9 protein-coding genes are annotated in these 14,755 nt (G+C 71.9%); 5 read left to right on the forward strand and 4 right to left on the reverse strand.

The genetic code is table 11. The features are described 5' to 3' along the window. Window positions 1-8 precede the first annotated feature (8 nt). The 4 genes from OHU34_RS13280 to OHU34_RS13295 all read right to left on the reverse strand — a co-directional run bounded on the left by OHU34_RS13280 (window position 9) and on the right by OHU34_RS13295 (window position 4,366). A complete protein-coding gene (locus OHU34_RS13280) occupies window positions 9-512 on the reverse strand; it encodes an ATP-binding protein (protein ID WP_142266243.1) in 504 nt (167 codons plus the stop codon). 288 nt (window positions 513-800) lie between these two features. Next, a complete protein-coding gene (locus OHU34_RS13285; RefSeq protein WP_020131373.1) occupies window positions 801-1,568 on the reverse strand; it encodes an enoyl-CoA hydratase/isomerase family protein in 768 nt (255 codons plus the stop codon). A gap of 129 nt (window positions 1,569-1,697) precedes the next feature. After that, window positions 1,698-2,951 carry an Ig-like domain-containing protein gene (locus tag OHU34_RS13290; RefSeq protein ID WP_028807100.1) on the reverse strand — a complete coding sequence of 418 codons (1,254 nt, stop codon included), beginning with the start codon at window positions 2,949-2,951 and terminating at the stop codon, window positions 1,698-1,700. A gap of 170 nt (window positions 2,952-3,121) precedes the next feature. Further along, window positions 3,122-4,366 carry an Ig-like domain-containing protein gene (locus OHU34_RS13295; RefSeq protein WP_142266242.1) on the reverse strand — a complete coding sequence of 415 codons (1,245 nt, stop codon included), beginning with the start codon at window positions 4,364-4,366 and terminating at the stop codon, window positions 3,122-3,124. A 153-nt stretch (window positions 4,367-4,519) separates the two neighbouring features. On the opposite strand from OHU34_RS13295, the gene glgX reads away from it, so the two are divergent. The 5 genes from glgX (at window position 4,520) to OHU34_RS13320 (ending at window position 14,506) form a co-directional block, all read left to right on the forward strand. Beyond that, window positions 4,520-6,751 (forward strand): glycogen debranching protein GlgX, encoded by a 2,232-nt coding sequence (gene glgX, locus OHU34_RS13300; protein ID WP_142266241.1) that lies wholly within the window; start codon window positions 4,520-4,522, stop codon window positions 6,749-6,751. Between the two features lie 370 nt (window positions 6,752-7,121). After that, window positions 7,122-8,939: an ABC transporter ATP-binding protein gene (locus tag OHU34_RS13305; RefSeq protein ID WP_142266240.1), complete on the forward strand. Its 1,818-nt coding sequence runs from the start codon at window positions 7,122-7,124 to the stop codon at window positions 8,937-8,939. Then, window positions 8,936-10,795, forward strand: coding sequence for an ABC transporter ATP-binding protein (locus OHU34_RS13310; RefSeq protein WP_142266239.1), 1,860 nt, complete (start codon window positions 8,936-8,938; stop codon window positions 10,793-10,795). The genes OHU34_RS13305 and OHU34_RS13310 overlap by 4 nt, the downstream gene beginning before the upstream one ends. A gap of 40 nt (window positions 10,796-10,835) precedes the next feature. Next, window positions 10,836-12,737 (forward strand): ABC transporter transmembrane domain-containing protein, encoded by a 1,902-nt coding sequence (locus OHU34_RS13315; RefSeq protein ID WP_405766435.1) that lies wholly within the window; start codon window positions 10,836-10,838, stop codon window positions 12,735-12,737. Between the two features lie 2 nt (window positions 12,738-12,739). Then, window positions 12,740-14,506 (forward strand): ABC transporter ATP-binding protein, encoded by a 1,767-nt coding sequence (locus tag OHU34_RS13320; RefSeq protein ID WP_405772246.1) that lies wholly within the window; start codon window positions 12,740-12,742, stop codon window positions 14,504-14,506. Window positions 14,507-14,755: the final 249 nt, after the last annotated feature.

Genomic DNA, 14,755 nt, shown 5'->3' on the forward strand with positions numbered 1-14,755 from the left:
CGGAGGCGTCAGCGGTCGGCGACCCGCATCTCGAACCATGTCGTCTTGCCACGGGGCAGCAGATCCACGCCCCAGCGGTCGGAGAGTTTGTCGACGAGGAACAGCCCCCGCCCGCTGACGTCCAGCTCCTGGACCGGCATCAGACAGGGCAGCCCCCGGGAGGGATCGCGGACCTCGACCCGGATCCAGCCGCGTCGCCGCCGCATCCGGAGGCCGAAGACCCGGGCACCGGTGTGCCGTACGGCGTTGCCGACGAGTTCGGAGACGAGCAGGACCACGTCCTCGGTCATCTTGGGGGTCAGGCCCCACTGACGCAGGACGACGACCTGGGCCAGCCGGCGGGCCGTGGCGGCGGACTCGGGGCGGGACGGCAGCGGAACCTCGCCGTCCGTCGGGTTGCCGAACAACTCCAGCGCCTTCAACGCCCGTTCGTCCTCGACCGCAGGCGACCAGCGCGCCGCGGTCGCACGGCTCGGTCCCCGCGGCTGTTCGATGCCCTCCAGCCCCGCCATGCCCCCATCATGGCCGCCCGGAGCCCCCTCCGGGGCCGTTCCGACGGAATACGCACCCCGGAATCGACCGCTCCGGATGGATGGAACGGCATATGCCGGAGGCAGCTCAAAGCCCGACAAACCGGGACTGACCTGCGGCGACAACTCACCGGGAGACGCTCGGCGGGGCCACTCGACAAGGCAGGCTTAAGGTGGCCTTAAGGTTCCCATAAACCGCCCCATCGAGGGACCCGAATGAGACACCCCGTCAATTGCAAGTGATTACAGGGAGTTTGAAGGAGACCTCCCTCACAGGAACTTGGCCTTGCCCGGGCCCTCCTCGACGAAGCTGCGCATGCCGATCTCGCGGTCGGGGGTCGCGAACAGACCCGCGAACCAGTTCCGTTCGACCGCCAGACCCGTCTCGATGTCGGTCTCCAGACCGGTGTCGATCGACTCCTTCGCGGCCCGCAGCGCGATCGCCGGACCCTGCGCCAGCTTCGCGGCCCAGCGGTGCGCCTCCGTGTACACGTCGGCGGCCGGGACGACCCGGTCCACCAGGCCCAGGGTCAGCGCCTCGTCGGCCTTCACCATCCGGCCCGTGAAGATCAGGTCCTTCGCCTTGGAGGGGCCGACCAGCCGGGAGAGGCGCTGGGTGCCGCCGGCGCCGGGGATCAGCCCGAGCAGGATCTCCGGCTGGCCCAGCTTGGCGTTGTCCCCGGCGATCCTGAAGTCCGCGCACAGCGCGAGCTCGCAGCCGCCGCCCAGCGCGTAGCCGGTCACCGCCGCGACGACCGGCTTGGGGATGCGGGCCACCGCCGTGAAGGAGTCCTGGAGGGCGCGGGCGCGCAGGACCATCGCGGTGTGGTCCATCTCCTGCATCTCCTTGATGTCCGCGCCCGCCGCGAACACCTTCTCGCCGCCGTACACGACGACCGCGCGTACGTCGTCACGACGGGTCGCCTCCTCGGCGAGCTCCTTGAGCCGGTCCTGGGTGGCCACGTCCAGCGCGTTCATGGGCGGGCGGTCGAGACGCAGCGTGCCGACGCCGTCGGCGACTTCGAGATTCACGGTCATGGCAGCAGGTTAACGGGGACTAACGGACGCGGGGCCGGTGCGGTCGGTCACATCGGGGGGAGCGGACGGCGAAGGGCCCGGTGCCGTGGGTCGCGGCGCCGGGCCCTTCCTGGAGTCATCGAGCGGGTGCTACTTCGTCCACTCCGCCCACGGGATGTTCCAGCCGTTGAGGCCGTTGGCCGGGTTGACCGTCGGGTCGGTGGAGTTCTTCACGACCACCACGTCGCCGACCATCGAGTGGTTGAAGAACCACGCGGCCGGCACGCCGCTGTCGTAGCCGCCGCGCACGTCCCGCAGGCCGATGCAGCCGTGGCTGGCGTTGTAGTTGCCGAAGGCGTCGCCGCCCCAGTAGTTGCCGTGCACGAAGGTGCCGGAGTCGGTCAGGCGGATGGCGTGCGGGACGTCCTTGATGTCGTACTCGCCGTCGTAGCCGACCGTGTCGCCGTTCATGCGGGTCACGGTGAACTTCTCACTCATGACCATCTGGCCGTTCCAGGTGGCGTAGCCGGACTTGCCGGTGGTCACCGGAATGGTCTTGACGACCTTGCCCTCCTGCGTGACCTTCATCGTGTGCTTCTTGGCGTCCACGACGGACACCTGGTCGCGGCCGATGGTGAAGGAGACCGTCTTGGCCTGCTTGCCGTAGACGCCCTTGCGGCCCTCGACGCCGTCGAGGTTCAGCTTCACGGTGACCTTGGTACCGGCCTTCCAGTACTTCTCGGGACGGAAGTCGAGACGGTCGTTGCCGAACCAGTGGCCCTGGACGTCGACGGCCGGCACGGTCGTGATGGAGATGGCCTTCTCCACGTCGTCCGGGTGGGTGATGCCCCGGGTGAAGCGCACCGAGAACGGCATGCCGACACCGACCGTGGAACCGTCCTCGGGCGTGAAGTTGCCGGTGAAGGTGTTCTGCGGGCTCAGCGTGGTGAAGGACGAGTCCTCGGCGGCCGTGCGGCCCTCGGAGTCCTTCGCGACCGCGTGCACCTGGTACTTGGTGGACCCGGCGAGGTGCGTGGCCGGCGTCCAGCCGACGCCGTCCGCGGAGATCGCGCCGGCGACCGCCGTCCCCTTGTCGTCCTTGACGACGACCTCGGTCAGTTTGCCCTTGGCGGCCGTCACCTTCAGGGCGCCGCTGGTGTCGACGTCCTTGGCACCGGTCTTCGGGGCGATGGTCACGACCGCCTCGGACTGCTTGCTCTCGGCGGTGGCCGAAGCGCCCTTGCCTTCGGAGCCCGCGTCCTTCGCGGACCCGGAGTCCGCGTCCCCGCCCCCGCCGCAGGCCGTGACGGCCAGCAGCAGCCCGCCGACGATCAGCGCCAACCGCTTGTCGCGGCCGCGCGAGCGCCCCCCAACCGACGCCCCCGATATCGGTCGCACGTTCAAAGTCGTTCTCCCCACTCCCCCGGGCCCTCCCCGGGCCCGCACCGCGACGCGTCCCCCGCGTTCGCCGCATATTAACCACAAGGTCAACGGCCTGGACGGGCCAAGATTGTCACCGTTCAGTCCCAACTAGGACCGTGCGAACGCGGGGAAGGTTGCATCGGGGGGCGAGGTCATTTCAGGACGCCGCCGGCGATCCACTCCTTCCAGGTCATGTTCCAGCCGCCGAGCCCGTTGTCCGGGGCGACCTGCTTGTCCTTGCTGTGCACGACCTCGATGACGTCACCGACGAGCGAGCGGTCGAAGAACCAGCCCGCGGGCGTGTCCGACGCGCCGCCCTTGACGTCCCTGAGGCCCACGCAGCCATGGCTCACGTTGACCCGGCCGAAGACGTCCTCCGCCCAGTAGTTGCCGTGCAGGAAGGTGCCGGAGCTCGTCAGCCGCATGGCGTGCGGCACGTCCGGAATGTCGTACTCGCCCTTGCCGTTCGCCTTCTTGAAGCCGACCGTGGCGCCGTTCATCCGGGTCAGCTCCAGCATCTCGGTCACCACCATCTTCCCGTTGTAGGTGGTGTTCTTCGGCGCCCCGGCCGTGATCGGCACGGTGGCCAGCAGTTCGTCGTCGCGCCGCACCTGCATGGTGTGCTTCGCCGCGTCCACCAGGGACACCTGGCTGCGGCCGACGGTGAAGGAGAACGACTTGTCCTGGAGCCCGTAGACACCGGGCGCCCCCTCGACGTCCCGCAGTCCGAGCGTGACGGTGACCCGGGTGCCGGGCTCCCAGTACTCCTCGGGCCGGAAGTCGAGCCGGGTGTCCCCGAACCAGTGCGGCCGGATGTCCACCGCGGGTTCGGCCGTGACCCGGATGGCGCGCTGGACCGCGGCCCGGTTGTCGATCTCCCGGTTGAACTCCAGCGAGACGATCATCCCGGTGCCCACGGTGGAGCGGTTCTCCGGGGTGACGTAGCCGATGAAGCGCTCCTCGGGGACGTAGGTGGTGAAGGTGGTGTGCCGGGCCGAGCGGTTCCCGTCGCCGTCCAGGGCGACGGCGTCGACGGTGTAGCGGGCGGCGAGCCCGAGCCGGTCGTCGTCCGGCCGCCAGCTCGATCCGTCCGCGGTGATCCTGCCCGGGACCGGGGTCTCCTGGGCGTCCTGCGACCTGACGACCTTCACGGACTCCAGCCGCCCACCCGGCACCCGCACCAACAGCCGCTCCTCGGGCCCCACCCCTTTCGTTCCGTCCGCCGGGGTGACGCGGATGACGTCCTCGGGGGCCGGGGGTTTGCCGAGCACCCGGTCGAGTCCGCTCCGGCTGTCCTCGCCGGTGCAACCGGCGGCCCCGGCCAGTAGTCCTGCCCATGTCAGTACGGCGGCCAGTGCGACCCCCGCGCGCCGTGCGCGCCCTTGTACGTGCCTCACATCGTGCCCAACGACCGGGCACGCCTCGGGGAAACGTGAGTGCGAGGGCCGCTCTGGGCAGAAATGGGGGGAGGACGACGCGACGGGGAGCCGCGGCCGGGACACCGCGCGCTCTTTTCCCACGTCGTTCCATGAGCCGCGGGAGGCTGAACGGTGTCCAGCGCAGCCGAGCAGGAGGCGGTGGCGGAACGCGCCACGCCGGACACCGTCATGAACGGTGCGTCGCGCAAGGTGCCGGGTCCACCCGTGTGGCCGGGCGCGTCCACACCACTGGGCGCCCGGTTCCGGGTCGGCCCGGACGGGGTGGCGGGCACCAACTTCGCGCTGTGGGCGGGTGGGGCGGAGTCGGTCGAACTGTGCCTTTTCGACGAGGCCGGCCGGGAGACCCGTGCCCGCCTCACCGAGCTCACGCACGAGATCTGGCACGGCTTCCTGCCCGGGATCATGCCGGGTCAGCGCTACGGCTACCGGGTGCACGGCCGCTGGGACCCGTGGACCGGCGGCCGCTGGAACCCGGCGAAGCTGCTCCTGGATCCGTACGCCAGGGCGGTGGACGGCGAGTTCAGCCTGCCGCCGGAGGTCTACGGGCATGTCCGTGACTGGCCCCAGCAGCAGGTCGCCGACACCGTGCGCGACGAACGGGACTCGGCACCGCACGTCCCCAAGGGCGTCGTCGTGCACGATGACGACGACTGGGCCGACGACCGCCGCCCGAAGACGCCCTGGGCGGACTCGGTGATCTACGAGCTGCATGTGCGCGGCTTCACCCGGCTGCACCCGGGGATCCCGGAGGAACTGCGCGGCACGTACGCCGGTCTGGCGCACCCGGCGGCCGTGGAGCACCTGGTGAAGCTGGGCGTCACGGCGGTGGAGCTGCTGCCCGTCCACCAGTTCGCGCACGAGGACCATCTGCTGCGCAGGGGGCTGAAGAACTACTGGGGCTACAACTCCATCGGCTACTTCGCCCCGCACGCCGCCTACGCCTCCGCGGGGACGACGGGCGGGCAGGTCGGCGAGTTCAAGCGGATGGTGCGTGCCCTGCACGCGGCCGGCATCGAGGTGATCCTCGACGTCGTCTACAACCACACGGCGGAGGCCGGCGAGCTGGGGCCGACGCTGTCGCTGAAGGGCATCGACAACCGGGGTTACTACCGGGTGCAGTCGGACGCGCGCCGGTACGCCGACTACACGGGCTGCGGGAACACCCTGCACGTGGTCCAGCCCCATGTGCTGAGGCTGATCACCGACTCGCTGCGCTACTGGGTGACGGAGATGGGCGTCGACGGCTTCCGTTTCGACCTGGCGGCGGCGCTGGCCCGCTCCATGCACGACGTCGACATGCTGTCCCCGTTCCTCGCGGTGATCGCGCAGGACCCGGTGCTGCGCCGGGTGAAGCTGATCGCCGAACCCTGGGACGTGGGCTCGGGCGGCTACCAGGTGGGCGCCTTCCCTCCCCTGTGGACGGAGTGGAACGACCGCTACCGCGACGCCGTACGGGACTTCTGGCGGCAGTCGCTGCCGGACGTGCGGGAGATGGGCTACCGGCTGTCGGGGTCGAGCGACCTGTACGCGTGGGGCGGACGCCGGCCCTACGCGTCGGTCAACTTCGTGACCGCGCACGACGGCTTCACCCTGCGAGACCTGGTGTCGTACGACCGCAAGCACAACGAGGCCAACGGCGAGGGCAACCGGGACGGTACGAACGACAACCGCTCCTGGAACGGCGGCACCGAGGGCGAGACGGCCGACGAACCGGTCCTGGCGCTGCGGCGGAGGCAGCTGCGGAACCTGCTGACGACGCTGCTGCTGTCGACGGGCGTGCCGATGCTGGTCGCGGGCGACGAGCTGGGGCGCACCCAGCGGGGCAACAACAACGCCTACTGCCAGGACAACGAGATCAGCTGGGTGGACTGGGGGCTGCTCGAGGAGCCGGGGTGGCGGGCCCTGTTCGACCTGACCGCCCGGCTGATCGCGCTGCGCCACCGGCACCCGGTGCTCCGCCGCCGCGCCTTCTTCTCCGGGCGGGCGCATTCGGCGGACGGGCTGCGGGACCTCGCCTGGTTCACCGAGCGGGGCGCGGAGATGACCGAAGGGGACTGGTACGCGCCCGCGGCGACCCTCGGGATGTACCTGTCCGGACGGGACATTCCCGGCCGGGACGAGCGGGGCGCGCCGATCACCGACGACAGCTTCCTCGCCGTCCTGCACGCCGGGGACCGGCCGGTGCGCTTCGTCCTGCCGGGGGCGCCGTGGGCGGAGCGGTACGAGGTGGTCGTCGACACGTCGAGCGAGGAGCAGGGGGAGGCGCCGGGAATGACGCACCGGGCGGGGATGCCGGTCACGGTGCCGGGACGGACGGTACTGCTGCTGCGGGTGGTCGGGTAGGACAACGTTTCAGTGCCATGAACTCCCCCGCGGATTCCTGGCCCTGAGGCCGGCCGGCTGATCACATTGAAGCCACCCCCTGTACAGCCCCACCAGGTCCGGCTGGGAAGAGTTCTTCGACAACCTGCGCAGATGGTGGAGAGCCTGGCCGCCGACTCGCGTGAACAGGCCGACCCGCCCCGGACCGAGCGGCGCCCGGGGCGGCCTCCGGCGGCGAGGGGATCGGCCGACTCGCTCGAACGGGCCTCGGCCGATCGGTGGACGTGCCGGGTACGACCCCTCGAACACGCAGGTCGTAGGACCGGCGGCGGAGTCCGGTCCGGCCAAAACTCGGTGGGCGTTGTCGGTGCCGGTCCGTAGGCTCGCGGTGATGCCCAGGACACCTGCAACCGCTTCCCAGGACCGCTCCGCCGTACGCTCCCTGCTGCGTCTGTGGCCGTACGTCCGTCCCGTGCGGATACGGCTGTTCGCGGCCGCCTTCGTCGCCGTGCTCGCCTCCTGTACGGGGCTGGTCATCCCGCTCGTCCTGAAGTGGATGGTGGACGGCCCCGTGGCCGACCGGGACACCGCCGGGGTCTGGCTGGGCGCGCTCTGTCTGCTGCTGCTCGGGTTCGCGGAGGCGCTGCTGTTCGGGTTGCGGCGCTGGTTGGTGGCGCGTCCGCTGTCGCATGTCGAGGCGGAGATGCGGGCGGATCTCTACGGGCGGCTCCAGCGGCTGCCGGTGGCGTTCCACGACCGGTGGCCCTCGGGGCAGTTGCTGTCCCGGGCGACCGCCGACCTGGGTCTGCTGCGCATGTTCCTCGCCTTCCCGCTGACGTTCCTGCTGGTCAACTCGGTGACGATCCTCTTCGGGGTGGTCATCATGCTGCTCCAGGACTGGACGCTCGGGCTGGTCATCCTCGGTCCGGCCGTCCCCGTCGTCGTGATGTGCGTGTACTTCGAGCACCGGTACGCGGTCGTGGCGCGGCGCGCCCAGGACCAGGCCGGGGACCTGACGACGGTGGTCGAGGAGAGCGTCCTCGGGATCAGGATCATCAAGGGCTTCGGGCGGCACCGCAGCCAGGCGCGGGCCTTCCGGGAGCTGTCCTCGACGCTGCGCGGCACCGAGCTGCGCAAGGCGAGGCTGCTGGCCACGATCTGGGCCGTCATCGTGACGCTTCCGGAGGTGGCGATCGGAGCGGCGCTGGTGCTCGGCACGGTGCAGGTGGCGGACGGCGAGCTGTCCGCGGGCACCCTGGTCGCCTTCCTGTCCACGGCGCTCGCGCTGCGCTGGCCGGTGGACTCGATCGGCTTCCTGCTGGCGATGAGCCAGGAGGCGGCGACGGCGACGGAGCGCTATTTCGAGGTGATGGACGAGGCGCCCGAGGAGCCCGACGGGCGGGGCGGGCGGGCCGCCGCAGCCGACGGCGGTCTGCGCTTCGACGGTGTCACCTTCCGCTATCCCGACGCCTCCCCCGACTCCCCGCCCACCCTCGACGGCGTCGATCTGCACATCCGGCCCGGCGAGTCCATGGCACTGGTCGGGGCCACCGGCAGCGGGAAGACCACGCTCACGGCCCTGGTCCCCCGGCTGCACGAGGTGACCGCCGGCCGCATCACGCTCGACGGCGAGGACATCACCGCGCTGTCCCGAGAGGAGCTCCGCTCGCGGGTCGCCGTCGCCTTCGAGGAGCCGACCCTGTTCTCCGCGAGCGTCGGGGAGAACGTCCTCATGGGAGCGGCGGACGGGGCGGGCGCCGCCGAGCTGGAGCGGGCACTGGGCGTGGCCCAGGCGGACTTCGCGCACGCGTTGCCGCAGGGTGTCGAGACGCAGGTCGGCGAGCAGGGGCTCAGTCTCTCCGGCGGGCAGCGGCAGCGCCTCGCACTGGCCAGAGCCGTCGTCGGGCAGCCCCGGTTCCTCGTCCTGGACGACCCGCTGTCCGCGCTGGACGTGCACACCGAGGCGGCCGTGGAGGCGGCTCTGCGGCAGGTCCTCGCCGACACCACCGCGCTGATCGTGGCGCACCGCCCGTCCACGGTGCTCCTCGCCGACCGTGTCGCCCTGCTGTCCGACGGGCGCGTCACCGCCGTGGGCACCCATCACGAACTGCTGCGCAGCAACACCGAGTACGCGCACCTCATGTCCGGAGAGCCGTCCGGATCACCGTCCGGAACTCACTTCGGGGAACAGGAGGCCGACCGCCGATGACCGCCCCCACCACCGCTTCCCCCGTCACCGACGACGACCCCGAAGTCCCCCCGCGGACCGCCGTCGACGACCCTTTCGACAAGGACGTCCTGCCCACCCCGCCCGGTGCCACGGGCGCACTGCTGCGTTCCCTGCTCGCGCCCATGAGGGCACGGGTCGCCTTCACCTCTCTCCTGCTGCTGCTCCAGCAGGCGGCCGTGCAGGCCGGCCCGCTGCTGGTGGCGTACGCCATCGACCGCGCCGTACCGGCGTTCCGGGCCGACGACCACGGGCCGCTGGTCGCGGTCGGCGTCGGCTATCTGCTGTGCGCGCTGGTCTCCGGCGGACTTCAGTACGCGTTCCTGATCGCCTCCGCCCGGGTCAACCAGGACGCGCTGCTCGATCTGCGCGGACGGATCTTCCGGCACGCGCAGGCGCTGAGCCTCGACTTCCACGAGCGCTACACCTCGGGCCGGCTGATCTCCCGCTCCACCACGGATGTGGAGTCGCTGCGCGAACTGCTCAGCGAGGGCCTCCAGGAACTCGTGACGGTGATCCTTTCCTTCCTCTACATCTCGGCCATGCTGCTCTGGCTGGACCTGGGCCTCGGGGCCGTCGCGGTGGCCTCCTTCGTGCCGCTGTACCTCCTCGTCAGGATCTACCAGCGGCGCGCCGGGCAGGTGTTCCGGGCCCGCTCCACCGCGATCGCGGCCGTGATCGTGAAGTTCGTCGAGACGATGAACGGCATCCGCCCGGTGCGCGCGTTCCGCCGCGAGCCGTTCAACGACGCCGACTTCCGCGTCCTGAACCAGCGACACGAACGGATCAACGGCAACGCGCTCCTGGAGATGGCCCGGTACGTCACCGGATCGCGGCTGGTCGCCAACGCGGCGGTCGCGGTGATCGTGCTGTGGGGCGCCACCCGGGTGACCGACGGCTCACTGGAGCTGGGGGTGCTGGCGGCTGCCGTCCTGTATCTGCGGCGGCTGTACGACCCGATAGACCGGCTCGCCATGTTCCTCAACTCCTACCAGTCGGCGGCCGCCTCGCTGGAGAAGATCGCGGGGCTGCTCGCACAGACGCCGTCCGTGCCCGAGCCGTCCACGCCGCGGGAACTCCCGCCGCTGGCGGGCGAACTGCCCGGCCGGGAGGTCGTCTTCGACGGGGTGTCCTTCGGCTACCGCACCGGTGGCGAGATCCTCCCGCGCTTCGATCTGACCCTGCCCGCCGGACAGACCGTCGCCGTGGTCGGCTCGACCGGCGCGGGCAAGTCCACGCTGGCCAAGCTGCTCGCCCGCTTCTACGACCCCTCCGCGGGGCGGGTGCTGCTGGACGGGATCGACCTGCGCGAGCTGGCCGTGCCCGAACTGCGGCGCGGGGTGGTCATGGTGACGCAGGAGGCGTTCCTGTTCTCCGGCACGGTCGCCGAGAACATCGCCATCGGCCGGCCGGACGCGAGCCGGGAGGAGATCGAGCGGGCGGCGAAGGCGATCGGCGCACACGAGTTCATCAGCGCCCTGCCCGACGGCTACGACACCGACGTCCGCAAGCGCGGTGGTCGTATCTCCGCCGGGCAGCGACAACTCGTCGCGTTCGCGCGGGCGTTGCTGGCCGACCCGGCGGTGCTGATCCTCGACGAGGCGACCAGCTCGCTCGACATCCCGGGCGAGCGGGCCGTGCAGGCGGCGATGGCGACGGTGCTGAAGGGCCGTACGGCGGTGGTGATCGCGCACCGGCTGTCGACCGTGGAGATCGCCGACCGGGTCCTGGTCATGGAGCACGGGCGGATCGTCGAGGACGGCAGCCCGGCCGGACTGATCGCGGGCACCGGCCGGTTCGCGGACCTGCACCGGGCCTGGCGGGACAGTCTGGCGTGAACGTCCAGGGGGAGACCACGGGGGCCGGAAGGACGAGTGGATGATCGACGCGTACGAGGATCCCGGCACGCCCGACAGCCGCGGCGGCTGGGCGTACCTGGCGTGGCTGGTGCGCTGCCAGCCGTGGCGGGCGCTGGCCGGGGCGGTGCTGGCCAGCGTCTGGATGGTGCTGATGGCGGTGGCGCCGTACCTGCTGTCGAAGGCGGTGGACGACGGTCTCGAGCCCGGTGACACGGCGGCGCTGGCCGGCTGGACGGCGGCCCTGTTCGCGGTGGGCGCGTTCAACGCCTGGGTGAGCATCATGCGGCACCGCACGATGACCCGGGTGCGCATGGACGGGTACTTCCGCACCACCAAGGTCGTCGTCGGGCACACGCTGCGGCTCGGCGCCGCGCTGCCGCGCCAGGTGGGGGCCGCGGAGGTCGTCACCATCGGGGTGAGCGACGTGCACACGATCGCGGGCGCGCTGACGGTGATCGGGCCGGGCGTCGGCTCGGTCGTCGTCTACGTCTTCGTCGCCGGGTTGTTGCTGTCGGTGTCACCGCTGCTGGCGGCGGTCGTGCTGCTGGGGATGCCGGTGGTCGCGGTGCTGGTCGGGCCGCTGATGTCGCGGTTGCAGGGCACGGAGACCGAGTACCGGGAGCGGCAGGGAGTGCTCACCGCGCGGATCGGAGATCTCGCGGGCGGGCTGCGGGTGCTCAACGGGCTCGGTGGCAAGGAGCTGTTCGCGGCCTCCTTCGACCGCGACTCGCAGCGGCTGCGGGCGCAGGGCTACCGGGTCGGCGCGGTCACCAGCTGGATGCAGGCGCTCGGGGTGGGCCTGCCGACGCTGTTCCTCGCCGTGGTGACCTGGCTGGCGGCCCGGCTCGCCGCCCAGGGGGACATGACCGTCGGCGAGTTGGTGTCGGTGTACGGCTATGTCGCGGTCCTGATCGGCCCGGTGGCGTTCCTCGTCGACATGGGTTACCAGCTCAGCCGGGGCGTGGTGGCCGCCCGGCGGGTCGTACGGCTGCTGCGGCTGGAGCCGGCCCCCGACACCGACGCCGACGCCGGCAGCGGTGTCGCCGAGGCGCCCGTCGAGCCGTCGGTGCTGCACGACCCCGTCTCGGGTGTGCGGGTGGCACCGGGCCGGCTGACCGCGCTGGTCGGCGCCCGGCACACGGAGGTGACCGCCGTCGTGGACCGGCTCGGCCGGTACGGCCCCACGGACGCCACCTGGGGCGGGGTACGGCTGGACGCCGTCCCGCTGGACCAGGTCAGGGAGCGGATCCTGGTCGCCGACAACGAGGCCGACCTGTTCGCCGGGAGTCTGCGCGAGGTGGTGGGCGGACGGCGTGCGCCCTCCCCGGCGGACGTCGGACGGGCGGTGCGGGCGGCGGCCGCCGACGACATCGTGAAGGGCCTGCCGGAGGGACTCGAGTCACCCGTGACCGCGCAGGGCCGCAGCCTTTCCGGCGGCCAGCGACAACGGGTCCGACTGGTACGGGCGTTGCTCGCCGACCCCGGGACGCTGCTGGCCGTCGAGCCGACATCTGCGCTCGACGCGCACACGGAGGCGGCGGTCGCCCAGCGGCTGCGCGCGGCACGGACCGGCCGGACCACGGTGGTGACCACCACCTCCCCGCTGCTCCTCGCCCAGGCGGACACCGTCCACTACCTGGTCGACGGAAAGGTGACGGCGACCGGCCGCCACCACGACCTGCTGGAACGAGAACCGGGATACCGGTCCCTGGTGGCACGAGACGCGGACGACACCGACGACACCGACGGCCTCGGTCCGGACCCGGAACCGGACCCGGTTGACGATGCGGGTGGGGACAAGGGCACGGATTCGGATTCGGATTCGGATTCGGATTCGGATTCGGATTCGGATTCGGATTCGGATTCGGATTCGGACACGGGAGCGGGTGCCGGTGCCGGTGCCGAGGAGGTCGTGCGGTGACGATGGTCGACGAGGGCTCGGGCCGGTTGCCGGTCGCGGAGCCCGGTGACGTGCGGCGGGCGGCGGTCCGGCTGTTGCGGGCCGACCGGCGGGCCTTCGGAGCCGCCCTCGCCCTGAACGTGCTCGCCGCCGGGGCGGGCCTGGCCGGGCCGTGGCTGCTGGGGCGGATCATCGACGAGGTGCGGGCCGGACACGGCACCGGGGCCGTGGACCGGCTCGCGGCGGCCATCCTGGTCTGCGCGCTGGCGCAGTTGCTGCTGGCCCGCTGGGCCCGGTACGCGGGCCACCGCTTCGGTGAGCGGACGCTGGCGCGGGTGCGGGAGGAGTTCGTCGGGCGGGCGCTCGCGCTGCCCGCGTCGGTCGTGGAGCGGGCCGGCACCGGCGATCTGACCACGCGCGGCACCGCCGACGTGGCGGCCGTGGGCACCACCCTGCGGGACGCCGGGCCCGAGCTGCTGGTCTGCACGGTCCAGGCGCTGTTCACGCTCGGCGCGGTGTTCGTGATCGACCCGCTGCTCGGGGCGATCGGGGTGCTGGGGCTGACCCCGATCTGGTTCGCGCTGCGCTGGTATCTGCGGCGGGCGCGGGCGGCCTACCTCGCCGAGGGCGCGGCCACCTCCGAGGTCGCCGAGATCGTCGCCGCCACCGCGTCCGGGGCGCGCACGGTCGAGGCGTTCCGGCTCCAGGAGCGGCGGACGGCGGCGAGCCGGGACGCGCTGGAGATCTCGCGCCGCACCCGCTTCCGTACGCTCCACCTGCGTTCGGTGTTCTTCCCGGTGATCGAGGTGTCGTACTCGCTGCCGGTGGCGGGCGTGCTGCTGCTGGGCGGCGCGCTGCACGCGCGCGGCGCGATGAGCCTGGGCGCGGTGGTGGCGGCCGCGCTGTATCTGCGGCAGTTCACCGAACCGCTCGACCAGATCCTGCTGCGTGTCGAGCAGCTCCAGAGCAGTGGGGCCTCGTTCGCCCGGGTGGAGGGCCTGGCCGGGGCGCCGCGCGCCGAGCCGGACGGCGGGGCGCCCGCGCCGGCGGACGACCGGATCGACGTGACGGGCGTGCGGTACGCCTACGAGCGCGGCGGCGAGGTGCTGCGCGGGGTCGATCTGACGGTGCGGCCCGGTGAGCGGCTCGCGGTGGTCGGCCCGTCGGGCGCGGGCAAGACCACGCTGAGCAGGCTGCTCGCGGGCGTGGACGCGCCGAGCGCGGGCACGGTGACGGTGGGCGGGGTGCCGGTCGCGGAGCTGGCGCCCGAGACGCTGCGCCGGCAGGTCGTGCTGGTCACCCAGGAGCACCACGTCTTCCTCGGTACGGTCCGCGACAACCTCCTGATCGCCGAACCGGCGGCGAGCGACGGGCAGTTGTGGGCGGCGCTGGCCGCGGTCGGTGCCGCCGACTGGGTCCGGGAGCTGCCCGGCGGCCTCGACGCCGCGCTCGGCGGGGACGGTGTCCGTACGGACGGCTCGCAGGCCCAGCAACTCGCCCTGGCCCGGGTGGTGCTGGCCGATCCGCACACGCTGATCCTGGACGAGGCGACGGCGCTGCTGGATCCGGCGACCGCCCGGCACACCGAGCGGGCACTGGCCGCCGTGCTCCGGGGCCGGACCGTCATCGCCATCGCCCACCGCCTGCACACCGCGCACGACGCGGACCGGGTCGCCGTGATGGAGGACGGCCGTCTCACCGAACTCGGCACGCACGAGGCGCTCGTGACGGCGGACGGGGCGTACGCGGCACTGTGGCGGACCTGGCACGGGGAGCGGACCGAACCCTGAGCCGCCGTTCGCCCCGGCCAGGAATCGGACAGGGTAGCCGTGCCGGGCCGCCCGGCCGGACCACCGGCCCGCCACGTCCTGCCTTCCGCGCGACCTGACCTGTCGGCCAATCGACCGCATATCGAACATGAACTACCGGACAACGAACTGTTTCCGGCCAACTTCCTGACGCGCTCCTGACAGATAGCGCAATCCACTGCCACTCTTCCCACTGCTGGTTCACAGCAACCCCACAGCTAAGCCCGCTCC

The sequence above is a fragment of the Streptomyces sp. NBC_00080 genome (assembly GCF_045041255.1).
Classification (GTDB): Bacteria; Actinomycetota; Actinomycetes; order Streptomycetales; family Streptomycetaceae; genus Streptomyces; species Streptomyces coriariae.